At 69.1% G+C, this 26140-nt stretch carries 23 protein-coding genes and 1 riboswitch; of the genes, 17 read left to right on the top strand and 6 right to left on the bottom strand.

The window, feature by feature from the left end; translation table 11 throughout:
- Positions 1-632: 632 nt before the first annotated feature.
- A riboswitch (cobalamin riboswitch) is annotated at positions 633-780 on the top strand.
- Between the two features lie 34 nt (positions 781-814).
- From cobN to ACWGDX_RS22075, 3 genes are all read left to right on the top strand, one after another.
- Entirely contained in the window at positions 815-4753 is a 3939-nt protein-coding gene (gene cobN / locus ACWGDX_RS22065) for a cobaltochelatase subunit CobN (RefSeq protein ID WP_453628000.1), read from the top strand.
- Between the two features lie 627 nt (positions 4754-5380).
- Positions 5381-7744 carry a M4 family metallopeptidase gene (locus tag ACWGDX_RS22070; protein WP_453628002.1) on the top strand — a complete coding sequence of 788 codons (2364 nt, stop codon included), beginning with the start codon at positions 5381-5383 and terminating at the stop codon, positions 7742-7744.
- A gap of 273 nt (positions 7745-8017) precedes the next feature.
- Positions 8018-8470, top strand: a complete 453-nt coding sequence (locus tag ACWGDX_RS22075; protein WP_453628004.1) for an excalibur calcium-binding domain-containing protein — start codon at positions 8018-8020, stop codon at positions 8468-8470.
- Positions 8471-8668: 198 nt separating this feature from the next.
- On the opposite strand, the gene ACWGDX_RS22080 is transcribed toward ACWGDX_RS22075, so the two are convergent.
- Positions 8669-9253 carry a hypothetical protein gene (locus ACWGDX_RS22080; RefSeq protein ID WP_363079107.1) on the bottom strand — a complete coding sequence of 195 codons (585 nt, stop codon included), beginning with the start codon at positions 9251-9253 and terminating at the stop codon, positions 8669-8671.
- 116 nt (positions 9254-9369) lie between these two features.
- Here ACWGDX_RS22080 and hemL point away from each other — a divergent pair, with 116 nt between their 5' ends.
- The 7 genes from hemL (at position 9370) to ccsB (ending at position 17281) form a co-directional block, all read left to right on the top strand.
- Complete coding sequence (gene hemL / locus ACWGDX_RS22085; protein ID WP_453628006.1) at positions 9370-10719, top strand: glutamate-1-semialdehyde 2,1-aminomutase; 1350 nt, start codon at positions 9370-9372, stop codon at positions 10717-10719.
- A gap of 14 nt (positions 10720-10733) precedes the next feature.
- Positions 10734-11426 (top strand): histidine phosphatase family protein, encoded by a 693-nt coding sequence (locus ACWGDX_RS22090; RefSeq protein ID WP_453628123.1) that lies wholly within the window; start codon positions 10734-10736, stop codon positions 11424-11426.
- Between the two features lie 201 nt (positions 11427-11627).
- Complete coding sequence (locus ACWGDX_RS22095) at positions 11628-12914, top strand: hypothetical protein (RefSeq protein WP_453628125.1); 1287 nt, start codon at positions 11628-11630, stop codon at positions 12912-12914.
- A 67-nt stretch (positions 12915-12981) separates the two neighbouring features.
- Complete coding sequence (locus ACWGDX_RS22100; RefSeq protein ID WP_453628008.1) at positions 12982-13602, top strand: TlpA family protein disulfide reductase; 621 nt, start codon at positions 12982-12984, stop codon at positions 13600-13602.
- A gap of 31 nt (positions 13603-13633) precedes the next feature.
- On the top strand, positions 13634-14371 hold the full coding sequence (locus ACWGDX_RS22105) for a cytochrome c biogenesis CcdA family protein (RefSeq protein ID WP_453628127.1): 738 nt from the start codon (positions 13634-13636) through the stop codon (positions 14369-14371).
- Between the two features lie 4 nt (positions 14372-14375).
- Positions 14376-16193 carry a cytochrome c biogenesis protein ResB gene (gene resB, locus ACWGDX_RS22110; RefSeq protein WP_453628010.1) on the top strand — a complete coding sequence of 606 codons (1818 nt, stop codon included), beginning with the start codon at positions 14376-14378 and terminating at the stop codon, positions 16191-16193.
- The gene (ccsB, locus tag ACWGDX_RS22115; RefSeq protein ID WP_453628012.1) at positions 16190-17281 is read left to right on the top strand and encodes a c-type cytochrome biogenesis protein CcsB; all 1092 of its coding nucleotides are present in this window, start codon (positions 16190-16192) and stop codon (positions 17279-17281) included. Before resB ends, ccsB begins: the two co-directional genes overlap by 4 nt.
- A gap of 137 nt (positions 17282-17418) precedes the next feature.
- On the opposite strand, the gene ACWGDX_RS22120 is transcribed toward ccsB, so the two are convergent.
- Entirely contained in the window at positions 17419-17895 is a 477-nt protein-coding gene (locus ACWGDX_RS22120; protein WP_453628014.1) for a nucleoside deaminase, read from the bottom strand.
- Positions 17896-17911: 16 nt separating this feature from the next.
- Complete coding sequence (locus ACWGDX_RS22125) at positions 17912-18328, bottom strand: PLD nuclease N-terminal domain-containing protein (RefSeq protein WP_453628016.1); 417 nt, start codon at positions 18326-18328, stop codon at positions 17912-17914.
- 88 nt (positions 18329-18416) lie between these two features.
- On the opposite strand from ACWGDX_RS22125, the gene ACWGDX_RS22130 reads away from it, so the two are divergent.
- Both ACWGDX_RS22130 and mqnP read left to right on the top strand, forming a co-directional pair.
- On the top strand, positions 18417-19868 hold the full coding sequence (locus ACWGDX_RS22130; RefSeq protein ID WP_453628018.1) for a menaquinone biosynthesis decarboxylase: 1452 nt from the start codon (positions 18417-18419) through the stop codon (positions 19866-19868).
- Complete coding sequence (gene mqnP, locus ACWGDX_RS22135) at positions 19865-20779, top strand: menaquinone biosynthesis prenyltransferase MqnP (RefSeq protein ID WP_453628020.1); 915 nt, start codon at positions 19865-19867, stop codon at positions 20777-20779. The genes ACWGDX_RS22130 and mqnP overlap by 4 nt, the downstream gene beginning before the upstream one ends.
- Here the strand turns inward: mqnP and ACWGDX_RS22140 are convergent.
- Positions 20769-21371: a rhomboid family intramembrane serine protease gene (locus ACWGDX_RS22140; RefSeq protein ID WP_453628022.1), complete on the bottom strand. Its 603-nt coding sequence runs from the start codon at positions 21369-21371 to the stop codon at positions 20769-20771. The two genes, mqnP and ACWGDX_RS22140, sit on opposite strands and share 11 nt — an antisense overlap.
- 201 nt (positions 21372-21572) lie before the next feature.
- On the opposite strand from ACWGDX_RS22140, the gene ACWGDX_RS22145 reads away from it, so the two are divergent.
- On the top strand, positions 21573-22247 hold the full coding sequence (locus tag ACWGDX_RS22145) for a UbiX family flavin prenyltransferase (protein WP_453628129.1): 675 nt from the start codon (positions 21573-21575) through the stop codon (positions 22245-22247).
- Positions 22248-22369: 122 nt separating this feature from the next.
- On the opposite strand, the gene ACWGDX_RS22150 is transcribed toward ACWGDX_RS22145, so the two are convergent.
- Entirely contained in the window at positions 22370-22546 is a 177-nt protein-coding gene (locus tag ACWGDX_RS22150; RefSeq protein WP_453628024.1) for a hypothetical protein, read from the bottom strand.
- A gap of 188 nt (positions 22547-22734) precedes the next feature.
- Between ACWGDX_RS22150 and ACWGDX_RS22155 the strand changes: the two genes are divergently transcribed.
- From ACWGDX_RS22155 to ACWGDX_RS22170, 4 genes are all read left to right on the top strand, one after another.
- Positions 22735-23187, top strand: coding sequence for an Lrp/AsnC family transcriptional regulator (locus ACWGDX_RS22155; RefSeq protein WP_363079097.1), 453 nt, complete (start codon positions 22735-22737; stop codon positions 23185-23187).
- Between the two features lie 87 nt (positions 23188-23274).
- Entirely contained in the window at positions 23275-24453 is a 1179-nt protein-coding gene (gene mqnE, locus ACWGDX_RS22160) for an aminofutalosine synthase MqnE (protein WP_453628026.1), read from the top strand.
- An 11-nt stretch (positions 24454-24464) separates the two neighbouring features.
- The gene (locus ACWGDX_RS22165) at positions 24465-24995 is read left to right on the top strand and encodes an N-acetyltransferase family protein (protein WP_453628028.1); all 531 of its coding nucleotides are present in this window, start codon (positions 24465-24467) and stop codon (positions 24993-24995) included.
- Between the two features lie 81 nt (positions 24996-25076).
- Positions 25077-25373 (top strand): DUF4229 domain-containing protein, encoded by a 297-nt coding sequence (locus ACWGDX_RS22170; protein ID WP_363079094.1) that lies wholly within the window; start codon positions 25077-25079, stop codon positions 25371-25373.
- A gap of 284 nt (positions 25374-25657) precedes the next feature.
- Here ACWGDX_RS22170 and ACWGDX_RS22175 read toward each other — a convergent pair whose 3' ends face one another.
- Positions 25658-25861 (bottom strand): cold-shock protein, encoded by a 204-nt coding sequence (locus tag ACWGDX_RS22175; protein ID WP_017948713.1) that lies wholly within the window; start codon positions 25859-25861, stop codon positions 25658-25660.
- Positions 25862-26140 lie beyond the last annotated feature (279 nt).

Consider the following 26140-nt stretch of genomic DNA (forward strand, 5'->3'; position numbering starts at 1 on the left):
ATCCTGGCAGCCACCCAGGCCGCCATCGAATCGGCCGGCTTCGAACTGGATGCCGAGCTGTGGCAGGTCGGCCCGAAGGCCGTGGCCGCAGCCGAGTGCCAGCACGTGCCGTCCTGCGGGGACAACGACTGTGAGGTGGAGTGCGAATCGGGCCCGAACTGACCTGGCTGGACCCTATGGTGCTGGTATGAGCGCATCTGAACGCGACCAGCAGATGGCCGCGGTCCGCGAGTGCCAGCGTCTGTGGCGCACCATCAGGAGCCAGCGATCCGGGCGCCGCCAGTGTCCAGGTCCGGGGCCCACCGTGATGGTCACCAGCGGCGGCCCCGTCACCATCCCGTGCCTACGCTGCGGCGAAGGATCGTCGTAGCCGAACAACCAGAGAGCCCCGGCCGCACACGCGGCCGGGGCTCTTCTGTGTCCGCCGTTGCCCTGGGCGGAGGCGGTAGGGGAGAATGGTGAATGCGCTGGTCAGGGGCTCGGATCCTCCACGGATTGCGTGAGCGGTGCGTGAGCGAACTTCCCGGAGTGGGGCGGAGTGAGCCGGTGTGAGCCGGAGTGGAGAGCCCGAAACGTGTGGCTATTCATAGTGAGACGGAGTGGGCCGGTGTGAGCCGGAGTAACTGATCTCGTCCTACTATGCAGACGACGGGTCCGGTGCCCGTCAACGCCAGCGACGGCGTCAGGGGAGGAAGCCCGGTGAGAATCCGGCGCGGTCCCGCCACTGTGAGCCCGGCAGCAGCCGGGTGAGCCAGGAACTCCCGCCGTCCTCCCTACCGCCCGGGGCGCGGACCCCGAGGAAGGCAGACGCCGCATGATCCTGCTCCTGTCGACGTCCGACACCGATCTGCTCAGCGCCCGTGCTGCGGGCGGTCCGGTCCCGTACCGGTACGCCAATCCGGCCCGGCTCGCGCTCGACGAACTGCCCGCGCTGCTGGAGGGTGTCGGCCTTGTCGTCGTACGCCTCCTCGGCGGACTGCGCGCCTGGCAGGACGGGATCGATCTCCTCCTCGGCGACGGCGCGGCCGGCCGAAGCGCCGACGCGGACGAAGATGGGGACGGGGACGCGGAGGGGCCGGCGCCGCGCACGCCCTTCACCAGCCGTCCGCCCGTCGTGGTCCTGACCGGCGAACAGGCCCCGGACGCCCAGTTGATGGAGGCCTCCACCGTCCCCATCGGAATCGCCGCCGAGGCGCACGCGTATCTCGCCCACGGCGGTCCCGCCAACCTGGAGCAGCTCGCCCGCTTCCTCTCCGACACCGTCCTGCTGACCGGCCACGGCTTCGAGCCGCCCGCCGCGGCGCCCACCTGGGGCCGGGCCGAGCGCAGGGGCGAGCACCGAGCCGGCCACCAAGCCGAGCGCCACACCACCGAAGGCAGTCGCACGACGGCGGGCAGTCACGCCACCGCAGCCAGCCACGCCACCACGGACGGCCCGGACGCGGTCCGCCCGGACGCGGTCCGCCCGCACGAGGTCCGCCCGCTCGTCGCGGTGCTCTACTACCGCGCGCACCATCTGAGCGGCAACACCGCCTTCGTCGACACCCTGTGCGACGCCATCGAAGACGCCGACGGCCGCGCCGTCCCCATCTACGTGTCCTCGCTGCGCGCGCCCGAGCCCGCACTGCTGGAGGCGCTGAGCGGCGTCGACGTCATCATCACCACCGTGCTCGCCGCCGGCGGCACCCGGCCCGCCGAGGCCTCGGCGGGCGGCGACGACGAGGCATGGGACGCGGGCGCCCTGGCCGCGCTCGACGTACCGATCCTCCAAGCCCTGTGCCTCACGACCAGCCGCGCCACCTGGGAGTCCAGCGACGAGGGGCTGTCCCCGCTGGACGCCGCGTCGCAGGTCGCGGTGCCGGAGTTCGACGGCCGGCTCATCACCGTCCCGTTCTCCTTCAAGGAGATCGACGAGGACGGCCTTCCCGCCTACGTCGCCGACCCCGAGCGCTCCGCCCGGGTCGCCGGAATCGCCGTACGCCACGGCCGGCTGCGCCACCGTCCGAACGCGGACAAGCGCCTCGCGCTGGTGCTCTCCGCGTACCCGACCAAGCACTCCCGTATCGGCAACGCCGTCGGCCTGGACACCCCCGCCAGCGCCGTGGCCCTGCTGCGCGAACTGCGCGCCGAGGGCTACGACTTCGGTGACGAGGAAGTCCCCGGTCTGGAGTCGGGCGACGGCGACGAGCTGATCTACGCGCTCATCGAGGCCGGCGGCCATGACCAGGAGTGGCTCACCGAGGAGCAGCTCGCCCGTAACCCGGTCCGCATCCCGGCCGCCGACTACCGGCGGTGGTACGGGAAACTCCCCGCCGCGCTGCGGGAGTCCGTCGAGGAGCGTTGGGGACCGCCGCCCGGCGAGATGTTCGTGGACCGCAGCCGTGCCGCCTCGGGCGGGGACCCGGACGGTGACATCGTGCTCGCCGCCCTCCGGCGCGGCAATCTGCTGATCCTCATCCAGCCGCCGCGCGGCTTCGGCGAGAACCCCATCGCGATCTACCACGACCCCGATCTGCCGCCGTCGCACCACTATCTGGCCGCGTACCGCTGGATCCAGGCCGACCGCGAGGACGGCGGCTTCGGCGCCGACGCCATGATCCACCTCGGCAAGCACGGCAATCTGGAGTGGCTGCCCGGCAAGAACGCCGGTCTCTCGGCCGCCTGTGCCCCCGATGCCGCGCTGGGTGATCTGCCGCTGATCTATCCGTTCCTGGTCAACGACCCGGGCGAGGGTACGCAGGCCAAGCGGCGCGTACACGCCACGCTTGTGGACCATCTCGTACCGCCCATGGCGCGCGCCGAGTCGTACGGCGACATCGCGCGCCTGGAGCAGCTCCTCGACGAGTACGCGGCGATCTCCGCCATGGACCCGGCGAAGCTGCCCGCGATCCGCGCGCAGATCTGGACGCTGATCCAGGCCGCGAAGCTCGACCACGACCTCGGCCTCGAAGACCGGCCGGACGACGACGGGTTCGACGACTTCCTGCTCCATGTCGACGGCTGGCTGTGCGAGGTCAAGGACGCGCAGATCCGCGACGGACTGCATGTCCTGGGCGGCGCGCCGACCGGCGAGGCGCGGGTCAATCTGGTCCTCGCCATCCTGCGCGCCCGCCAGATCTGGGGCGGTACGACCTCCCTCCCCGGGCTGCGCGAGGCGCTGGGCCTGGACGAGTCGGCCGCGACCCGTACCGGCGCCGACGAGACGGAGCGGCGGGCCCGCGCGCTCGTCCAGGCGATGGAGGACGCGGGGTGGGACCCGGCGGCGGTGGCGCGCGTCGTGGCCGGGGATCCGTCCGGACCCGTGGTCGGTGAGGCGTCGGACGGCGCGACCGGTGCCGGGGCCGACAGCTCGTTCGCCCCGGGTCCCGTTCCCGCCGACCCGAAGCAGATCGCCGACATCCTCGATTTCGCGGCCCGTGAGGTCGTGCCGCGGCTGGCCGGCACCGTGGACGAGATCGACCATGTGGTGCACGCGCTGAACGGCGGGTTCGTACCGGCGGGCCCGTCCGGATCACCGCTGCGCGGACTGGTCAATGTGCTCCCGACCGGCCGTAACTTCTACTCCGTCGACCCCAAGGCCGTCCCGAGCCGGCTCGCCTGGGAGACCGGACAGGCCCTCGCCGACTCCCTCCTGGAGCGCTACCGCACCGACAACGGCGACTGGCCGACCTCGGTCGGGCTCTCGCTGTGGGGTACGAGCGCGATGCGCACATCCGGCGACGACATCGCCGAGGCCCTCGCGCTCCTGGGGATCAGGCCCGTCTGGGACGACGCCTCGCGCCGGGTCACCGGTCTGGAGCCGATCGCACCCGAGGAGCTGGGCCGGCCCCGTATCGATGTCACCCTCCGCATCAGCGGCTTCTTCCGTGACGCCTTCCCGCACGCGATCGGGCTGCTGGACGACGCGGTACGGCTGGCCGCGTCGCTGGACGAGCCCGCCGAGGCGAACCACATCCGCGCCCACGCCCAGGCCGATCTGGCGGCGCACGGTGACGAGCGCCGGGCCACCACCCGTATCTTCGGCTCCCGGCCCGGTACGTACGGCGCGGGCATCCTCCAGCTCATCGACAGCCGCGACTGGCGTACGGACGCCGATCTCGCCGAGGTCTACACGGTGTGGGGCGGCTACGCGTACGGCCGTGAACTCGACGGCCGGCCCGCCCGCGCCGAGATGGAGACCGCGTACAAGCGCATCGCGGTGGCCGCGAAGAACACCGACACGCGCGAGCACGACATCGCGGACTCCGACGACTACTTCCAGTACCACGGCGGGATGGTCGCCACGGTCCGCGCGCTGAAGGGCACGGCACCGGAGGCGTACATCGGTGACTCCACCCGTCCGGAGACCGTCCGTACGCGCACGCTGGTGGAGGAGACGTCGCGCGTTTTCCGCGCCCGTGTGGTCAACCCCCGCTGGATCGAGGCGATGCGCCGCCATGGTTACAAGGGCGCCTTCGAGCTTGCCGCGACCGTCGACTATCTCTTCGGGTACGACGCGACGACGGGCGTGGTCGCCGACTGGATGTACGACAAGCTGACCGAGACCTATGTCCTGGACCCGGAGAACCGCGCCTTCCTCCAGGAGGCCAACCCCTGGGCCCTCCACGGCATCGCGGAACGCCTGCTGGAGGCGGAGTCCCGCGGTATGTGGGCGAAGCCGGACCCGGCGGTACTGGACGAGCTGCGGAAGGTTTTCCTGGAGACAGAGGGCGACTTGGAGGGCGGGGAGGACGAGGAGGACGGGGAGGGCTGACCGCCTTCCCGTATCCCCGCCGGGTGACCGCCTTCCCGTATCCCCCCGGGGCCGGTTCCCGTGTCCCGGGGCCAGGCAGCGGGCCCGGGGCGTAACGAGAACGCCCTCCCGGGCCGCGACGAGAACGCCCTCCCGGGAGGACGCGACGAAAACGCCCCCTCCGCGAGGAGGGGGCGCATTGCTGCTCGGTCACGCCGGCTCGATCACATCGACACGGGGCCGACGGCGGGATTCGTACCCGCGATCCGAGATCACTGTAGCGCGGGGCGACCGTGATTCCGTGGAGGTTCGACGGACACGCCGACGCGATCTGTTTTAGCCATGCCCATGACGGAAATGGCCAAAGCGGATGTCACCTCCGTGTTGCCGCCGCGTAAAGGTGCACGTGACTCCGGCATAGGCCACTGTCCAACCTCGCACTGGCGTGTGTGCTTTGAGACAACGTTGTCTCGCGCTGCTGACAAAATACATCTTCCGCTGAAACGATCAACACACCGCGCGGTCGTCACATCCACATCGCACATCTCCCTGCCGTCATGAGCAAGCCGGACAGAAGGAGCACCAGGAGTGACGCACACCCCCCGTATGTCCCGTACGTCCCGCACCTCTCGTAACTCCCTTACGGACATGGCCGCTTCACCTCACCGTCGGCGCGTGGTGACGGCCGCGGCCATCACCGTGGCCGCGCTCTTCGTATCGGTCCTCCCTGCCACGGGCGCCGTCGCCGGGCCGGCCGGCCCGGCCGACGCGGACGGCGCGTCGCGGCAGACCGTGAACGAGCCCGGACTCGGCGCGAGACCCGTCGAGCTCTCCCCCGGGCAGAGGGAGAAGCTGCTCAAGGCGGCGGCCGACGCCGGGGCCGTCACCGCCCGCTCCCTGAAGCTGGGCGGCAAGGAGAAGCTGTTGCCGAAGGACGTCGTCAAGGACGCAGACGGCACCGTGCACACCCGTTACGAGCGGACCTACGCCGGACTCCCCGTTCTCGGCGGCGACTTGGTGGTCCACGAGCGCGCCGGCGCGCGTACGGGCGGCGCCACCGGCTCCGCCTCCTCCGCATCCGCACCTGCCTCCGCCTCCGCCACCGCGCCCGCTGTCACCGTCACCTGGGCGTCGGACGGGGCGATATCCGTGCCGACGACCAAGGCGACCGTCCCGGCCGCGGCGGCGAAGAAGACGGCCCTGGCCACCGCCAGGACCGAGGGGACCGGCGAGCCCGTCCCGGACGGAGCGCCGCGGCAGGTCGTCTGGGCGAAGGACGGCGTGTCCACCCTGGCCTGGGAATCCGTCGTCGACGGTGTACGGGAGGACGGCACGCCCAGCGAGCTGCACGTCGTGACCGACGCCAGGAGCGGCAAGAAGCTCCAGGAGTTCGACACGAAGCACGCCGGGGTGGGCAACGGCCAGTTCAGCGGCAAGGTGCAGGTCGGCAGCGTCCGCAACGGCGATGTCTACGAACTGACCGAGACGCAGGGCGGCAACCACAGGACGTACGACCTCAACGGCCGCACGTCCGGCACCGGAACGCTCTTCACCGACGCCGACGACCTCTGGGGCGACGGGACGGTGGCCGACCGCCAGACCGCGGCCGTGGACGCCGCCTACGGCGCGCGGAAGACGTTCGACTTCTACCACGACCAGTTCGGCCGCAACGGCATAGCCAACGACGGCGTCGGCGGCTACTCCCGGGTCCACTACGGCAACGAGTACGTCAACGCCTTCTGGGACGACGACTGCTTCTGCATGACCTACGGCGACGGTTTCGACAACGTCAACCCGCTGACCGCGCTCGATGTCGCCGCCCACGAGATGACCCACGGCGTCACCTCCACCACCGCCAACCTGTACTACTACAACGGCGAGTCCGGCGGTCTGAACGAGGGGACGAGCGACATCATGGCCGCCGCCGTCGAGTTCTTCGCCAACAACCCGAACGACGTCCCCGACTACGAGGTCGGCGAACTGATCGACATCAACGGCGACGGCACCCCGCTGCGCTACATGGACGAGCCCTCCAAGGACGGCATCTCCCAGGACTACTGGTCCACCGCCACCGAGGGACTCGACCCGCACTTCTCCTCCGGTGTGGCGAACCACTACTTCTATCTGCTCGCCGAGGGCAGCGGAAACAAGACCATCAACGGCGCCGCCTACCACAGCCCCACCTACGACAACGAGCCGGTTCCGGGCCTCGGCCTGCACAACGCCTTCAACGTCTGGTACCGGGCGCTGACCCTCTACATGACCTCCACCACGGACTACGCGGGCGCCCGCGTCGCCACCCTCCAGGCGGCCGCCGACCTGTTCGGCCGGTCCAGCGAGGCGTACGAGACGGTCGGCAACACCTGGGCGGCCGTCAACGTCGGCCAGCGCTTCGTCAACCACATCACGTTGAGCCCGCCCGCCGCCCAGGAAGCGGCCGTCGGCCAGCCGGCCGCCCTTCAGATCGACGCGGCGACCAGCCAGGCGGGCGGTCTGACGTACACCGCCTCCGGCCTGCCCGGCGGTCTGACGATCGGTGCCACCACCGGTCTGATCTCCGGCAGTCCGACGGAGGCCGGTGACTTCACCCCCACCGTCACCGTGAAGACCTCCGGCGGGAACTCGACCACGGCGGCCTTCCCCTGGACCGTCATCCCCTCCGGCGGTGACTTCTTCGTCAACCCCGGCAATGTGAACATCCCCGACGGCGGCGGCGACCCGGCCGAATCCGCCCTCGTCGTCACCGGCCACGACGGCGGCGCCCCCAGCGACCTCCAGGTCACGGTCGACATCGTCCACACCTGGCGCGGTGACCTGGTGATCGATCTGATCGGCTCCGACGGCACGGCCCACCGCCTGAAGAACTCCAACAGCGACAGCGCCGACGACGTACACGAGACCTACACCGTCGACGCCTCCGCGATCCCCGCCAACGGCACCTGGAAACTCCGCGTGCAGGACGTCTACGCCTACGACACGGGCTACATCGACAGCTGGAAGCTCACCTTCTGACGCTGTTTCCCCACCACCCTTCCCCACCACACCCACCCTCCCCGCCGCGCCCACCACCAGGGCGCGGCGGGGCCATCTCCCGCTCTGCACGCTTCGGTCACAGGTGTGTCACCAAGAGCGCACATACCCTCCATACCTCTGGGCGCCCCCGATACGTTCGTCCCTCTCGAACCACCCATAGGGGGACGCATGTCGTACAACCAGCCGCCTCAGCAACCGCCCTGGGGCCAGCCCCCTCAGCCGCCCCACCCTTCCGGGGCCCCGAACCCGTACGTGCCGTCCATACCCCCGCCGAGCAGGCCCGGGTGGACGCGGAAGCGGGTCCTCCTCCCGTGCGCCGCGCTGCTGCTGTTTGTCGGCGCCGCCATCGGCGCGGCCGACGACGGCACGAAATCCGGGCAGACGGTGAGCGAGAAGCCCCACCCCTCGGTGACGGTCACGACGACGGCGACCACCACCGCCGAGCCCCTCCCCGCCACAACAGTGACGGCGAGCGCGAAGCCGGCCCCGACCGTCACGAAGACGAAAACGGTCCGCGTCACCGTCGCCCCTGCCGCCGCCCCGGCCGACGACGAGGGCAGCGACACCTCGGACGACTCAGGCGGCTCCACGTACTACGCCAACTGCACGGCGGCCCGAGCAGCGGGCGCGGCCCCGGTCCACACCGGCGACCCCGGCTACGGACGCCACCTGGACAGGGACGGCGACGGCGTCGGCTGCGAATAACCCGCCCCGCCCAAAGAAGCAGTCCTTTTCCCGCCGACCTCGGCACAGGCGCCGCATGCCGACATCCTTCCGACGGCCACCGGCAGAATCCCAATGCGGCGTCGAGGACATTCCCCCTGACCCCAGGCCGACAGAGCGCGTCGGGGCCCGCGGACGGCGCCGGACCAGGCGTCCGTCAGTGGGCCCCAACTGCGCAGGTCAGGGCCAGACCAGGCAGTACGGCTGATGCCCCGCCTCGTGGAGGCGGTGGCTGAAGTCCTGCCATTCGTGCAGCAGTTGGTAGACGTTGTACGCGTCCCTCGGGCCGCCTCGGTCGGGGACCGTGGACCAGATGAAGGCCGCGGCGCCCACCGATTCCTCTCCTATGCCGCGCAGCGGGTCCACCACCGTCATCGGGAGCTTGACCACGGCGTAGTCGGGGTGGAGGACGACCAGTTCCAGTGGGGGGACCTTGTGGAGGGGCATGCCCTGGATGCCCGTGAGGACCATCGCCGCGATCGTCTCGGGCTTGATCTTGGTGAACATGCCACCCATGCCAAGCTCGTCCCCGCCCAGTTCCTCCGGGCGCATGGAAATGGGGACACGGGCGGCCGTGGCTCCGTCGGGCGCACCGAAGTACTTGTAGGTCACCCCCACCCGGCCACCACTCCTGCTCTCCGGACGTTGTTCGCTTCCCGGAGGTTGCTCACGCGCCTTGTGTTCGCGGCGCCGGTGCTTTCCACGCCGGGCAGGCTCGGGACCCAGGTCGTCGGTCCCCTCGCCCAGTCCGCCACCGCGATGCATATCTCCACCCGACCACTCGCAGCCCCGGCCGCGCAACCCGATCATCGTGACAGTGACCTCCCCCACGAGCGTGCGGTGAAACACCTGTCCGCAAGAACGTCCGAGGCTCTGACACCATGGATTGCGTGAGCTTCCCCTATGACGCCCCAGTTTCGCAGACGCTCTTCGACCGCGCGGCCCTCGTGACGCCCGGCGGCGTGAACTCTCCCGTCCGTGCCTTCCGCGCGGTGGGTGGTACGCCCCGGTTCATGGTGTCCGGTAACGGTCCATACCTCATCGATGCGGACGGTCGTGAATATGTCGACCTCGTATGTTCTTGGGGGCCGATGATTCTCGGTCATTCCCACCCGGAGGTCATCGAAGCGGTCCAGGCGGCGGTAGCCCGCGGTACGTCCTTCGGGACTCCGGGTGAGGGCGAGGTCGCGCTCGCCGAGGAGATCGTGGCCCGGGTGGCCCCCGTCGAGCAGGTACGGCTGGTGTCGTCGGGCACCGAGGCGACCATGTCCGCGATCCGGCTCGCCCGTGGGTTCACCGGGCGCGCGAAGGTCGTGAAGTTCGCCGGCTGCTACCACGGCCATGTCGACGCGCTCCTCGCCGCGGCCGGGTCCGGGGTCGCCACCTTCGGGCTGCCGGACACGCCCGGTGTGACCGGTGCCCAGGCCGGCGACACCATCGTCCTGCCGTACAACGATCTGGACGCCGTACGGCAGGCCTTCGCCGCGCACCCCGGCGAGATCGCCTGTGTGATCACCGAGGCATCGCCGGGCAACATGGGCGTCGTGCCGCCGCGCGACGGCTTCAACGCCGGGCTCAAGGAGCTCTGCGCCGCCGACGGCGCGCTGTACATCTCCGACGAGGTCATGACCGGTTTCCGTACGTCGAAGGCCGGCTGGTACGGCATCGACGGTGTCGCACCCGATCTGATGACCTTCGGCAAGGTCATGGGCGGTGGCTTCCCCGCCGCCGCGTTCGGCGGCCGGGCCGATGTCATGGGACGACTCGCCCCGGCGGGGCCCGTCTACCAGGCCGGCACGCTCTCGGGGAACCCTGTCGCCACCGCCGCCGGCCTCGCGCAGCTCCGGCTGCTGGACGACGCGGCGTACGAGAAGGTCGACGCGGCCTCTGTCCAGATCCAGCGACTGGTGACGGACGCGCTCAGCAAGGAGGGCGTCGCCCACCGGGTGCAGACGGCGAGCAATATGTTCTCCGTCTTCTTCACGGCCGACGAGGTGCGCGACTACGAGGACGCCAAGAAGCAGGAGTCCTTCCGCTTCACCCCCTTCTTCCACTCGCTGCTCGCGGATGGCGTCTATCTGCCGCCGTCCTCCTTCGAGTCGTGGTTCGTCTCCACCACGCACGACGAGCGCGCGATCGAGCGGATCGCCGCCGCACTGCCGGCCGCCGCTCGGGCCGCCGCGGAAGCCACCGAACCGGAGACGCCGAAGAAGCCGGAGAACGCCGCATGAGCGCCCCGAACGACATGAGCGACCTGAACGGCCCGGACGATGTGACCGTCGTCCATCTCATGCGGCACGGCGAGGTCCACAACCCCGACGGTGTCCTCTACGGCCGCCGTCCCGGCTATCACCTCTCCGAGCTGGGCCGACGGATGGCCGACCGGGTCGCCGAGCATCTCGCGGACCGTGACATCACCCATGTCGTCGCCTCCCCGCTGGAGCGTGCCCAGGAGACGGCGGCGCCGATCGCCACGTCCCATGGACTGCCCCTCGGCACCGACGCCCGGCTGATCGAGGCCGCGAACATCTTCGAGGGCAAGGCCTTCGGTGTCGGTGACGGCGCGCTGCGCAAGCCCGCCAACTGGAAGCATCTGACCAATCCCTTCCGGCCGTCCTGGGGCGAGCCGTACATCGATCAGGTCACACGGATGATGGGCGCGCTGGACGACGCCCGTGACGCGGCCCGCGGCCATGAGGCGGTCTGCGTCAGCCATCAACTGCCGATCTGGATCGTGCGCAGCTTTGTCGAGCGGCGCCGGCTCTGGCACGATCCGCGCCGGCGGCAGTGCACACTCGCGTCCCTGACGAGCTTCACGTACCACGGCGACAAGATCGTCGCCGTCGCCTACTCCGAGCCGGCCCGTGATCTCGTCCCCGCCCATCTCCTCGCCGGTGCCAAGCCGGTGAAGGGCGGAGCCAAGGCTTTCGGGGCATAGGGCGGGGGTCCGCCGCAGGCGCGGACCGCGGCAGGTATGGACTCCCGCAGGCATGGGCCGCCGCCGGTCGGTTCTCGTTGGACATCAGTAAAGATATGACAAGTCATGGAACCTCCGCGTTCAGTACGACCTCTCTCGTATTGCCGCTTGTAAAACTCGTACGAGCGGCATACGGACGAGATGAACGCGGATGGGATCTGTATGCGGGAGATCAGCCGAAGGGGTCTGCTCGGAGCCGGTATGGCCGGGATGGGTGCCGTCGCGACCGGAATCGCGGGATGCGGCTCCACCGGCTCCACCAGATCCGGCGACACCGTCGGCGCCGGTACACCGCGTCCTTCCGACGGAGGCGAAGGCGGTGGTGAGAGCGGAAAACCGGCACCCCGTTCCCGTCCCACCGGCAGAGACGTCAGACTGATCGGCGACGGTTCCACCGCCGACACCGGAAAGCAGCCGCGCCAGCCGCCCGCGCCTGTTCCCCTCGAACCCGGCGAGACCCCGCCGCAGTTCGTGGTCTTCTCCTGGGACGGGGCGGGTGAGGTCGGCAACGGTCTCTTTCCGCGCTTTCTCGAACTCGCCGAGAACCACGGCGCGGCCATGACCTTCTTCCTCTCCGGTATCTATCTGCTGCCCGAGTCGAAGAAGACCCTCTACCGCCCGCCGAACAATCCCGTCGGCGCGTCCGACATCGGCTATCTCACCGACGCCCATATCAAGGACACACTCCGGAATGTGCGGCAGGCATGGCTGGACGGCCATGAGATCGGCACCCACTTCAACGGACACTTCTGCGGCGGCTCGGGCTCGGTGGGCAACTGGACCCCGGAGCAGTGGCGCAGCGAGATCGACCAGGCCGTGTCCTTTGTCACGGAGTGGCGTACGAACAGCGGCTGGACCGATCTCGACCCGCTGCCCTTCGACTACCGCAAGGAACTCATAGGCGGCCGTACGCCGTGTCTGCTCGGCCAGGGAAAACTGCTGCCGACCGCGAAGAAGCTGGGATGGCGCTATGACGCCAGCTCCCCGGGCGGCACCCAGATATGGCCGGACAAAACGCATGGCGTCTGGAACCTTCCGCTTCAGGGTGTACCGTTCCCCGGTCATTCCTTCGAAGTCCTCTCCATGGACTACAACATGCTCGCCAATCAGTCCGTGAACGCGACCAGGGGCAGGACCTCCCGTTACGCGGGCTGGCGCAGACAGGCCACCGGCGCCTATCTCGGCGGTTTCCGCCGGGCGTACGAGACGAATCGCGCGCCGTTCTTCATAGGCAACCACTTCGAGCAGTGGAACGGCGGAATCTATATGGACGCCGTCGAAGAGGCTCTGAAGCGGATGGCGGAGAAGAAGGACGTACGGCTGGTCTCCTTCCGCCAGTTCACTGACTGGCTCGATGTCCAGGACCCGGCCGTACTCGCCAGGCTCCGTACGCTGGAGGTCGGACAGTCCCCGGCCGGCGGCTGGAACGCCTTCTTTAAGGCAGCCTGACAAGGGGCCTAACGGGCACCGAGGGGGGTGCCCAAGATCCTCGAAACGCCCATGCGAAACTTTTCACATGAACTCAGGCCGCGCCCCCCTACGCCGCTCCGACCGCAGGCTCCGCGCCATCACGCCGGTCGTGGCCGTCGCGGCGGCGCTGACGCTCTCGGCGTGCGGCGGCGGGGGTAAGTCCGGTGGTGGCGGCGACACCAATTTCGTGACGAACACCGGTGGTATCTCCACCGTCGCGGTGGCGGAACGCCGGCCTGTCAACAAGATCGCGGGCGAGACTCTCGACGGCGCGAAGCTCGATGTGGCCGATCTCAAGGGCAAGATCGTCGTGCTCAACGTCTGGGGCTCCTGGTGCCCGCCCTGCCGCCAGGAGGCCAAGCACTTCGCGAAGGTCGCCAGGGAGACCGAGTCCCAGGGGGTCGCGTTCGTCGGGATCAACACCCGCGATCCCAACAAGGGCCCCGCGCTCGCCTTCGAGAAGGACTACGGCGTCCCCTACCCGAGCCTGTACGACCCGATGGGCAAGCTGATCGTCAACGGCTTCCCCAAGGGCAGTCTCAATCCGCAGTCCATCCCCTCCACCATCGTGCTCGACCGGGACGGCAGGATCGCCGCCCGCTCGCTGATGGCGCTCAACGAGGAGAAGCTGCGCAAGATGATCGACCCGCTGATCGCGGAGAAGTGATCCCGTGCAGGTTCTCGTCGCGGCCTCGGGCATGAATGAGACGGTCTACAGCGGAGCGCTGCTGATCGCGCTGCCGATCGCGCTGCTCGGTGGGCTCGTCTCCTTCTTCTCGCCCTGTGTGCTGCCGCTCGTGCCCGGCTATCTCTCGTATGTCACCGGCGTCAGCGGCACCGATCTGGCCGAGACCAGACGCGGCCGGATGGTCGTCGGCGCCACGCTGTTCGTGGTCGGCTTCACCGCGGTCTTCGTCTCGGGCGGCGCGCTCTTCGGCTACTTCGGGGCGACGCTCCAGGGGCATCGGGAGATCCTCTCCAAGGTGCTCGGCGGGCTGATGATCGTGATGGGTGTGTTCTTCCTGGGGCTGATGCCCTGGCTCACCCAGCGTGAATTCCGCTTCCACCGGCGTCCGGTGACCGGTCTGGCGGGAGCCCCCTTGCTGGGCGCGCTCTTCGGGATCGGCTGGACGCCCTGTCTCGGTCCGACCATCTCCTCCGTCAACGCCCTCGCCTTCAGTGAGGCGAGCGCCGGCCGGGGGGCCATACTGACCGTCGCGTACTGCCTCGGTCTCGGTGCGCCGTTCGTGCTCGCGGCGGTGGCGTTCCGCAAGGCACTGGGCGCGTTCGGCTGGGTCAAGCGCCATTACGTCTGGGTGACGCGGATCGGCGGCGCGATGATGATCGCGACCGGTCTGCTGCTGCTGACCGGTGCGTGGGACAGCATCGTGCAGGAGATGCAGGGCTGGTCCAACGGCTTCACGGTGGGGATCTAGTTCCATGAGCAAGGCTTCCATGAGCGGCGGGACAACGGCGGCGGAGTCGACGGACGGCGCGAGGGACGGCACGGCGGACGGGACGCCGACGGAGACCTCGGCGGGGACGGCGGCGGAAGCGGCCGCGGCCGACCGGGCGGCCTCCGAGGCACGGGACGCGCGTGAACTCGGCGCCGCGGGCTCCCAGCTCTCCACCGCGCCCCGCGAGGAGACCGTCATCGGCGGCCCCACGCTCGGACTCGTCGGCTGGCTCCGCTGGTTCTGGCGGCAGCTCACCTCCATGCGGGTCGCGCTGATCCTGCTCTTCCTCCTCTCCCTCGGCTCCATCCCCGGTTCGCTGATCCCGCAGGCCGGTGTCGACGAACTGAAGGTCCAGGACTTCAAGGACCGGCACGAGACGCTGGCCCCGGTCTACGACAAGCTCCAGCTCTTCCACGTCTACAGCTCGGTGTGGTTCTCCGCGATCTACATCCTGCTGTTCATCTCCTTGATCGGCTGTATCGTCCCGCGCACCTGGCAGTTCGTCGGCCAGCTCCGCTCCCGTCCGCCGGGCGCCCCCAAGCGGCTCACCCGGCTGCCCGCGTACACCACCTGGCGCACCACGGCCTCGCCCGAGGCCACCCGCGAGGCCGCGCTCGCGATGCTGCGCAAGCGCCGCTTCCGCGTCCATACCGCCGCTGACGCGGTCGCCGCGGAGAAGGGCTTTCTCCGCGAGGCCGGAAATCTGATCTTCCATATCGCGCTGATCGTGCTGCTGGTCGCCTTCGCCACCGGACAGCTCTTCAAATCGGAGGGCGGCAAGCTGATCGTCGAGGGCGACGGCTTCTCCAACACCCTCACCCAGTACGACGACTTCAAGTCCGGCTCCCTCTTCGACACCGACGAACTGGTCCCGTTCAGCTTCACCCTGGACAAGTTCACCGGGACCTATGAGCGCAGCGGACCGCAGCTCGGCACCCCGCGGACCTACAAGGCCGACGTCCGCTACACCACCGGGGCGGGCGGCGAGGAGAAGAAGTCGGTCATCGAGGTCAACAAGCCCCTCGAACTCGACGGCACCAAGGTCTATCTGAACGCCCACGGCTACGCCCCCGTCGTCACCGTCCGGGACGGCTGTGGTCAGGTGGTCTTCAGCGGCGCGGTGCCGCTGCTGCCCATCGACAACAACGTCTCGTCCACGGGCGCCATCAAGGTGATGGACGGCTACCGCGACAAGAACGGCGAGAAGGACCAACTGGGCTTCGCCGCCTTCTTCGTACCGACCTATGGCGGGAAGGGGTCGGGCCAGATGTTCTCCCGCTTCCCCGCGCTCGACTTCCCGGTGCTCAACGTCGGCGCCTACCACGGCAGTCTGGGGGTCGACGCGGGGCTGCCGCAGAACGTGTACCAGTTGGACACCAGGAAGCTGAAGGCCTTCAAGGACGCCAAGGGCGATCTCCTGAAGAAGACCCTGCTGCCCGGTGAGAAGCTCACCCTGCCCGACGGTGCCGGCTCGATCACCTTCGAGAAGGAGGTCAAGGAGTGGGCGAGCTTCCAGATCTCACAGCAGCCCGGCACCTCCTGGGCCCTGGTCGGTGCCGTCGCCGCCATCGCGGGACTGGCGGGCTCCCTCTTCATCCAGCGGCGCCGGATCTGGGTCCGGGCCGTGCGGGGCGCCGACGGCGTCACCGTCGTCGAGATGGCGGGACTCGGCCGCAGCGAGTCCGCCAAGCTCCCCGAGGAACTGGCCGATCTGGCCGGCACCCTCCATTCAGAGGCGCCCAGCGCGCCTGATCCCGCGGACGATTCCGCAGAACAGACTGTCGAAGGGGCTGAGAAGTGAATCTCGCCGCCGCAGCAACCAATGAGAGCCTGGCACAGACCAGCAATGTGCTGATCTACTCCTCCATGGCCGTCTACACGCTGGCCTTCTTCGCGCATATCGCCGAGTGGCTGCTCGGCAGCCGCAGCAAGGTGGCCCGCACCGCCGCCGCGCTGACCGGCGACGCCCAGGGGTCCGCGGCGGGTTCGGTGAAGGTCCAGGTCACGCGCGAGGGCGGCGCGACAGCCGTGCTGGAACGGCCGAGGATCATCACCCGCTCGGCGTCCGGCACCCGCGACATCCCGGACGGCCCCGGCGCGCACGGCGGTGACGCGCAGGGCGATCTGTACGGCCGGATCGCCGTGTCACTCACCGTCCTCGCCTGGGTCATCGAGGCCGCCGGTGTGGTCGCCCGCGCGCTGTCCGTACAGCGGGCGCCGTGGGGCAACATGTACGAATTCAACATCACCTTCTCCACCGTCGCCGTCGGTGTGTATCTCGCCTTCCTCGCGCTGAAGAAGAACGTCCGCTGGATCGGCCTGCCGCTCATCACCACGGTCCTCCTCGATCTCGGCCTCGCTGTCACTGTCTTGTACACCGACAGTGACCAATTGGTTCCCGCCCTTCACTCGTACTGGTTGTGGATCCATGTCTCCACGGCGATCTTCTGCGGCGCGGTCTTCTATGTCGGCGCGGTCGCCACGCTGCTCTATCTCTTCCGTGAGCGGTACGAGACCAAGCTCGCGACCGGTCTGAAGCCCGGCTCCTTCGCCACCTCCGTGATGGAGCGGCTGCCCGCCTCCGGGACGCTCGACAAGTTCGCGTACCGCGTCAACGCCGCCGTCTTCCCGCTCTGGACCTTCACGATCATCGCGGGCGCGATCTGGGCGGGCGACGCCTGGGGCCGCTACTGGGGCTGGGACCCCAAGGAGGTCTGGTCCTTCATCACCTGGGTCGCGTACGCCTGCTATCTGCACGCCCGCGCCACCGCCGGCTGGAAGGGCCGCAAGGCCGCCTATCTGGCGCTGATCGCCTTCGGCTGCTGGCTGTTCAACTACTACGGCGTCAATATCTTCGTCACCGGCAAGCACTCGTACGCGGGCGTCTGACCTACGGCCGCGAGCGACGACGCCGGCGAGCACGCCGGACGCCGGACAACAGACGCCCCACGCGGCACCGGCTCCGCGTGGGGCGTCTTCGCACATGGGGGCGTCCGCGCACATACCCGGCCCGTCAGCCGTGCCCGTCAGTCGCGGCCGATGTCCTCGTGCCACAGCTCGGGCCGCTCCGCGATGAACGTACGCATCATCGCCGCGCATTCGGCGTCGTCGAGCAGCACGATCTCCACGCCGTGCTCCGCCAGCCAGTCATGACCGCCGCGGAAGGTCTCCGCCTCGCCGATCACCACCCGCGAGATCCCGAACTGCCGTACCAGCCCCGAGCAGTACCAGCACGGCGAGAGCGTCGTCACCATCGTCGTGCCCCGGTACGACCGCTGCCGCCCGGCCGCACGGAACGCGGCCGTCTCGGCGTGCAGGGACGGATCACCGTCCTGGACACGGCGGTTGCGGCCCCTGCCGAGCAGCGTTCCGTCCGCGCCGTACAGCGCCGCGCCGATCGGGATACCGCCCTCCGCCAGCCCCGCCCGCGCCTCGGCGACGGCCGTCGCCAGCCACCGCCGCGCCTCCGCGGCTCCCAGCGCCCGTGCCCGTACCGCTGCCATGGCGTCGTCGTCCGGCTCAGGCCTTCGGCGGCGTGTCGTCCGAGGCCGAGGTGCCGCCGTCCTGCTCACGCCGCTTGATCTCCTCCTCGCGGCGGCGCAGATCCGCTTCCCAGTCCTTCAACAGGGCCTCGTCCTTGGTGTTCTCCTCCTTCAAGGAGGCCAGGAACGCGGGGTTGTCATCGGGAGCCGTCCACTTCCCGCGGTGGCCGCGGTGCCACTCGGCGGGCGTCGAGCCGCCGGCCGGTGCGCGCCGGACCTTGCCCACCACCAGCCAGGCGACCGGACCGACCAGCACCTCGCCGAAGAGCAGGATGATGATGACCCATACCACCTTGGGGAGGCCCTTGATCTCTTCCTCGGGGGTGTTCAGACAGTCGATGAAGGCGTAGATCCACAGCGCCAGGACCAGCAGGAACGGCAGATACCTGAGCATGGTTGGACGGTCCCCCCGGGAACGGTTGGAGGCCGCGCGACGGCCCCGGTGACCGGCCCAGGGTACCGGGTGGCCGATACTGGGACGCATGGCTTACGACGATCTTCGCTCGCTGCTCCGGGCGCTGGAGCGCGAGGGCGACCTCAAGCGCATCAAGGCCGAAGTCGACCCCTATCTGGAGGTCGGGGAGATTGTCGACCGGGTGAACAAGTCCGGTGGGCCCGCGCTGCTCTTCGAGAACATCCGGGGCTCGTCGATGCCGCTGGCCATGAATGTGTACGGCACGGACCGCAGACTTCTCAAAGCGCTGGGCCTCGGCTCGTACGCCGAGATCGGCGAGAAGATCGGCGGGCTGCTCAAACCGGAGCTGCCGCAGGGCTTCATGGGGGTGCGCGAGGCCTTCGGGAAACTCGGCGCCATGGCCCATGTACCGCCGAAGAAGATCAAGGACGCGCCCGTCCAGGAAGTGGTCCTCACCGGTGAGGACGTGGATCTCGACCAGCTTCCCGCGCTCTTCACCTGGCCGGGGGACGGCGGGTCCTTCTTCAACCTCGGTCTGACACACACCAAGCACCCGGAGACCGGGGTCCGCAATCTCGGGCTCTACCGCCTCCAGCGCCATGACCGGCGCACCATCGGTATGCACTGGCAGATCCACAAGGACAGCCGCAACCACTACCAGGTGGCCGCCAAGCGCGGCGAACGGCTGCCCGTCGCGATCGCGTTCGGCTGTCCGCCGGCCGTGACGTACGCCTCCACCGCGCCGTTGCCCGGTGACATCGACGAGTACCTCTTCGCGGGCTTCGTACAGGGCCGGCGGATCGAGATGGTCGACTGCAGGACCGTGCCGCTCCAGGTCCCCGCCAACGCCGAAGTCGTGATCGAGGGATGGCTGGAGCCGGGGAAGACCCTCCCCGAGGGCCCCTTCGGGGACCACACCGGTTTCTACACCCCGCAGGAGCCGTTCCCGGCGCTCACCATCGACTGTGTGACGATGCGCAGGCGCCCGCTGCTCCAGTCGATCGTGGTGGGCCGCCCGCCGACCGAGGACGGACCGCTGGGACGTGCGACGGAACGGTTCTTCCTGCCGCTGCTGAAGATCATCGTGCCGGACATCGTGGACTACCACCTGCCCGAGTCGGGCGGTTTCCACAACTGTGCGATCGTCTCGATCGACAAGAAGTATCCGAAGCACGCGCAGAAGGTGATGCACGCGATCTGGGGCGCGCACATGATGTCGCTGACCAAGCTGATCGTGGTCGTTGACGCGGACTGCGATGTCCACGATCTGCACGAGGTGTCCTGGCGCGCGCTGGGCAACACCGACTACGCGCGTGATCTCACGGTCGTCGAGGGACCGGTCGATCATCTCGACCACTCCTCCTACCAGCAGTTCTGGGGCGGCAAGGCGGGGATCGACGCGACGAGGAAACTCCCCGAGGAGGGGTACACGCGGGACGGCGGCTGGCCGGAGATGGTCGAGTCCGACCCGGAGACGGCGGCGAAGGTCGACCGCCGGTGGAGGGAGTACGGCCTGTGAGCGCAGCGGAGATTCTCGGGCCAGGACCGGCACAGCCCGGCAGCAGGACCCGGGCGTTCCTGCGGCTGGTGATGATCGAGCACTCGGTCTTCGCGCTGCCGTTCGCGTATATCGCGGCACTGACCGCGATGTTCCAGTTCGACGGGAATGTCCACTGGGGCCGGCTGCTGCTGGTCACGATCGCGATGGTCGGTCTGCGTACCTTCGCGATGGCCTGCAACCGGATCATCGACCGTGAGATCGACGCGCGCAATCCGCGCACCGCGGGACGGGAGTTGGTGACGGGCGCGGTGTCCGTGCGCTCCGCGTGGACGGGCGCCCTGGTCGCCGTCGTGGTCTTCCTCGCGGCCGCGGCGGCGCTGAACCCGCTCTGTCTCGCCCTCGCGCCGATCGCCGTGATCCCGATGGTGGTCTATCCGTACGGGAAGAGGTTCACCAACTTCCCGCACGCCATCCTCGGACTCGCCCAGGCCATAGGGCCGGTGGGCGCCTGGATCGCGATCACCGGGGCATGGTCGTGGGACGCGGTGATCCTGGGGCTGGCGGTCGGGATCTGGATCGGAGGCTTCGATCTGATCTTCGCCTGCCAGGACGTCCAGGCGGACCGCGCGCACGGCGTGATGTCCGTGCCGGCCCGCTTCGGTATCCCCGGGGCGCTGTACGGAGCGCGCGCCTGCCATGCCGTCACGACCGTACTGCTGGTGTGGTACGCGCTGGCCACGGACGCCGGGGTGTTCTTCTGGACCGGGCTGGTGATCGTGGTGGCGGCCTTCCTCTACGAGCACACGATTGTGAGGCCGCACGATCTGTCGCGGCTCAACCGCGCCTTCTTCACGGTCAACGGTTTCATCGGGATCGCCCTGTTCGTGTGCGCGCTGCTCGACCTGCTGGTGCGCGGTCTCACGGGGTGACGGCGCTCCGGGCCGCCGGCCGGCGGAACATGAACGCCGTGGCGACGCCCGCTGTCAGACCGATCAGATGGCCCTGCCAGCTCACGGTCGTATTGGCCGGGGAGATGCCGAGCAGGATCGAACTGCCCCATATCGCGCCGATCACCAGACCGACGAGGATGCCGGCCGGCTTGCGCTCGACGAAACCGCGCACCAGGAGATAGCCGAACAGCCCGAAGATCAGACCGGACGCGCCCGCCGTGTTGGTGCCCGAGGGGGAGATCAGCCAGACGCCGAGGCCGTCGGCCACGATGATCACGGCGCAGACGGCGATGAAGCGGCGGATGCCGCCGAGGGCGGCTATGAAACCGAAGACCAGCAGCGGAACGCTGTTGGCCGCGACATGGGCGAAGCCGAAGTGGATGAAGGCGGCCGGGATGACATCGGCCAGCTCGGACGGCTCGCGCGGCACGATGCCGTACCCGTCGAGCGAGTGGGCCGTGGCCACATCCACCACTTCGAGGACCCAGAGCAGGGCCACCCAGCCCGCCATCAGCTTGGCGGCCGTCCTGGTCCGGGCCGTGCGGGGCCAGTCGAATCCGGTACCGGTCACGCCGACCCCCCTCGGTTCACCTGCTCGTACCCCGGGAACGGCCGGGGCACCTTACCCGGTTCCCGGTGGAGTGTGCCGGATAGGCTCGGATCCGTGAAGCCCGGATCGTACGCACAGCACGAAGGCCAGGAAGACCGGGAGGCCCCGGCGGCCCCGGAAGACCGGGACAGGGGAGACCGGGCGGACCGCGACGGCCCTCGGCTGCCGCCCCCGCCCCGGCGCCCCTGGGTCGTGGGTGTCTCCGGCGCGTCCGGTACGCCGTACGCCGCGGCCGTACTGCGCGCGCTGCTGGCGGCCGGGGAGAGCGTGGACCTGGTCGTGTCACGCGCGTCACGGCTGACCCTGCTCGACGAGACCGGGATCGCCTTCAGGGACGCGCACTGGCGGGACGACCTGCGGTCCTGGCTGTCCAGGGGCGCGGACGGCAAGCCCGACCGCTTCGGACCCGGAGGCCTGGACCTCGACGACGTACGGCACTGGGGCGCCGGGGATCTGGCGGCGGGGCCGTCATCCGGCTCGTACCCCGTCCAGGGGATGCTGATCGTGCCGGCCTCCACGGCGTGTGTGGCCGGGGTGGCGCTCGGACTGTCGAAGGATCTGCTCCAGCGCGCGGCGAGCGTGACCCTCAAGGAGCGCCGGAAGCTGGTCGTCGCCGTACGGGAGACACCGCTGAACGGCCAGACGCTCAGGCACCTTGTGGCGCTGGACGAGGCGGGCGCCGTGGTGCTGCCCGCCTCACCGGCGTTCTACGCGGGGGCGACGCATATCCAGGATCTGGTGGACTTCGTCGCCGGGCGGGTGCTGGACGCGGCCGGGGTGCCGCACCGGCTCTACCGCCGTTGGGAGGGGGAGCTTGGCGGCTCTCGCGGCGACTGACGGAGCGTCCGGCAGGCCGGCCCGGCCGATCGGGCAGCGCCGGCCGGCCGGACGCGCGGACCGCGCCGTGTCCGACGCGGTGACCGGCGAGGTGCCCCGCGAGGTGCCCCGCGAGGTGACCGTCAGGGGCGGACCGACTCGTCGGCCGTGCCCGTGGGAACGGCGCGGTGCGAAGAGCGGCCCGCCTGCTCACGGCGGCGCGCGGCGAGCACCTGACGGGCACGCGAGCGGTTGGCGTGCTCCTGGAGCGACCGCATCCGGGCATAAGCCATCTCGATCGTGTACACGGTGAAACTCACTCCTGAAAGTCTGAGGGATCTGAGGTCCGAGAGGTCCGAGGTCTGAGAGGTCCGCGAGGTCAGAGGATTCGGACATTCGTCGCTGATTACTTGATCGTTTGAAAGATTCGCAGGACTAAACCCCCTGCATGCCTTAGATTCTACATGTAAGTTTGCGAGATCGCTGAACAATGGAAGGCTTCAGGCTTATGGACGCCGTGGATAGGCAGCTCATCCAGGCCCTCAGGGAGAACGGCAGGGCTTCGTACGCCGAACTGGGCCGCCTCGTGGGGCTCTCCGGGCCGAGCGTCACCGACCGCATCAACCGGCTCGAAGCGGCCGGCGTCATCACCGGCTACCGCGCCACGGTCGACTCGGCCTCGCTCGGCCTCGGCGTCACCGCGCTGATCGGGATCTCGCTCTCCGACGCGGCCGACCACGAGGACGTCGCCCGCCGGATGCGCGATCTGGGGGAGATCGAGGACTGCTGGTTCATCGCGGGCGACGACTCGTACATGCTCAAGGTGCGGGCCGGCGACGTGGACGGGCTGGAGAGGACGATCCGCCGGCTGAGCGGTACGAAGGGGGTCTCCCGGACCCGTACCACCATCGTTCTCTCCACGAAATGGGAGAACAGAGTCGGTGAACTGCCCGAGGAGTGACGGCCGGGCGGAGGGCCGCGTCAGCACTGTCCGACCGGGGGCGTAGGCTCGACTGGCCCGATTGGTAGACGTATGGGAGGCGGCCTGATGACTGCATCTGTCCAAGATGTAGGTCTCAAGCGCGAGCTGGAGGAGAAGGTCAGATCCGGGGAGAGGCTGACCCGCGAGGACGGCATCGCCCTGTACGAGACGGACGATCTGGCCTGGCTCGGCGGTCTCGCCCACGAGGTGCGGACACGCAAGAACGGCGATGTCGTCCACTTCAACGTCAACCGTCATCTCAATATGACGAACGTGTGCACCGCCTCCTGCGCGTACTGCTCGTTCCAGCGCAAGCCGGGCGAGAAGGACGCGTACACGATGCGTATCGAGGAGGCCGTCCGTCTCGCCAAGGCGATGGAGGGCGAGAGCCTCACCGAGCTGCACATCGTCAACGGCCTCCACCCGACGCTGCCGTGGCGCTACTACCCGCGCTCGCTCAGCGCGCTCAAGGAGGCCCTTCCGGAGGTCTCCCTCAAGGCGTTCACCGCCACCGAGATCCACCACTTCGAGACGATCTCGGGGCTGTCGGCCTCCGACATCCTCGACGAACTGATCGACGCCGGACTCGAATCGCTGACCGGTGGGGGCGCCGAGATCTTCGACTGGGAGGTCCGGCAGCACATCGTCGACCACAACACCCACTGGGAGGACTGGTCGCGCATCCACCGGCTCGCGCACGCCAAGGGGCTCAAGACCCCGGCCACGATGCTGTACGGGCATATCGAGGAGCCGCGCCACCGCGTCGACCATGTGCTGCGGCTGCGTGAACTCCAGGACGAGACCGGCGGTTTCCAGGTCTTCATCCCGCTGCGCTACCAGCACGACTTCGTGGACATGAAGGACGGCAAGGTCCGCAACCGCCTCCAGGCGCGTACGACGATGGCCACGGGCGCCGAGGCGCTGAAGACGTTCGCGGTCTCCCGGCTGCTCTTCGACAATGTTCCGCACGTCAAGGTCTTCTGGGTGATGCACGGCGTCCAGACCGCGCAACTGGCGCTCCAGCACGGCGCGGACGACATGGACGGCTCGGTCGTCGAGTACAAGATCACGCACGACGCGGACAACTACGGCACGCCCAACAAGCTCGGCCGCGAGGATCTGCTCGACCTCATCCGTGACGCGGGCTTCCGTCCCGTCGAGCGGAACACCCGTTACGAGATCATCCGCGAGTACCCCGGCCCGGACCCCGACCGCCGTGAGTCCCCGCAGCCGATGCGGGTCTGAGAGGGCACGCGATGACCCTCATATTCGAGCTGGATCCACCGGTGGACCGGGCCCTGCGTGACGGTGTGCTCGCGCTCTGGACGGATGTCTCGAACGCGGGCGGTGCGGTCGGGTTCGTCCCGCCGGTGACGGCCGACGACATACGGCCCGAGCTGGTCAAGCATCTCGTGGCGATGGCCGACGGCCGGTGCCGGCTGCTGGTCGGGTACGACGAGGAGGGCGCCGTCGCCGCGACGGTGTTCCTCACGCTCAACACCCACCGGCTGATGCGGCACTGGCTCTGGCTCTACACCGTGATGGTCCATCCCCGGCATCAGGGGCGGGGGTACGGCCGCGATCTCATGGCCGCGGCGGCCGAGGCCGCGAGCGGTATGGAAGGCATCGAGGCGATCCGGCTCACGTGCCGGGGCGGCACGGGCCTCGACCGCTTCTACGCCTCGTGCGGTTACAAGGAGGTGGGCCGGGTACCGGACGCGATCAGGGTCGGCCCAGGTGACGACCGTGATGACATCTTCATGCTGCTCCCCCTGAATCAGTACTGAAGGGGACGTGCTTGACTGTTCGGGCAGGAGCGGAACCTGCCCGGCAGGAACCAGGACCCAGGAAGAGAGAGAAGGCCCGCTGTGACCGCTGTGAAGACAAGCGCCACGATCCGGTACACCGCGATGCGCCTCGGCATCTTCGCCGGCTGCTTCGTCGTGGTCGCCGGCCTGGTCCAGGTCGGTGCGCTGCCGAAGGGCCTCGGCGGGTCCAACTTCATCTGGGTACTGCTGCTCGCCCTGGTGATCTCGGCACCGCTCAGCCTGGTCCTGCTGCGCAAGCAGCGCGACGAGATGTCCGCGCAGCTCGTCACCAAGGTCGACGGGGCCAAGGCGAAGCTGGAGGCCAACCGGGCCCAGGAGGACGGCGCGACGCAGTGACGGCGCGGGCCTGGTAGGACCGGGCTCCGTGACGGAGCGATCCCGTGAGGACGCCGCCCCGTGAGGACACCGCTCGGTGAGGACACCGCCTGGTGAGGACGCGGTCCCGTCACGGCACCTCGCCGACGACCTCACGACACGCCCGGCGGAGCAGCACGCCCGGCGGGACAGAGCGCGGAGAAACCGGCCGGAAAAGAGGCAGGAGTCCTGCTTGCCCCACCCGAGTGGGGCAAGCAGGACTCCTTGGTGGTGCGTAAGTCGTGCGCGATCGCCGACCCGGGCAACTAGGCCGGGGTGACGTTCTCCGCCTGCGGGCCCTTCGGGCCCTGAGTGACGTCGAAGTTCACGACCTGGTTCTCCTCGAGGGAGCGGAAGCCGGTCGCGTTGATCGCGGAGTAGTGGACGAAGACATCCGGGCCGCCGCCGTCCTGGGCGATGAAGCCGAAGCCCTTTTCAGCGTTGAACCACTTGACGGTTCCGGTAGCCATAAGCCCTCCTTGGGCCAAAGGGTTGCCCTGCTCCAGAACCTGCAAAGAAGTCTGAAAACTACAAAAGCCTGCGGGTCACATGCTCCGCAGGCTCTGTACTGCAAGGGAAACCAAACTGCAACTTGCGGCGAGCCTAGCACGCACTCCGCGCTCGGCGGTAGAGGGAAAGATCACTTCACCCGGACGTTTGTATAGGCGTCTGACGTGCTGACGAACCGTGCCCCGGGGCGCTCGTCCGCGCGCCGCGGGGCTAGCCTCGCGCTGTGGACAGTCCCGTGG

The sequence above is a fragment of the Streptomyces sp. NPDC055025 genome, from assembly GCF_053608565.1.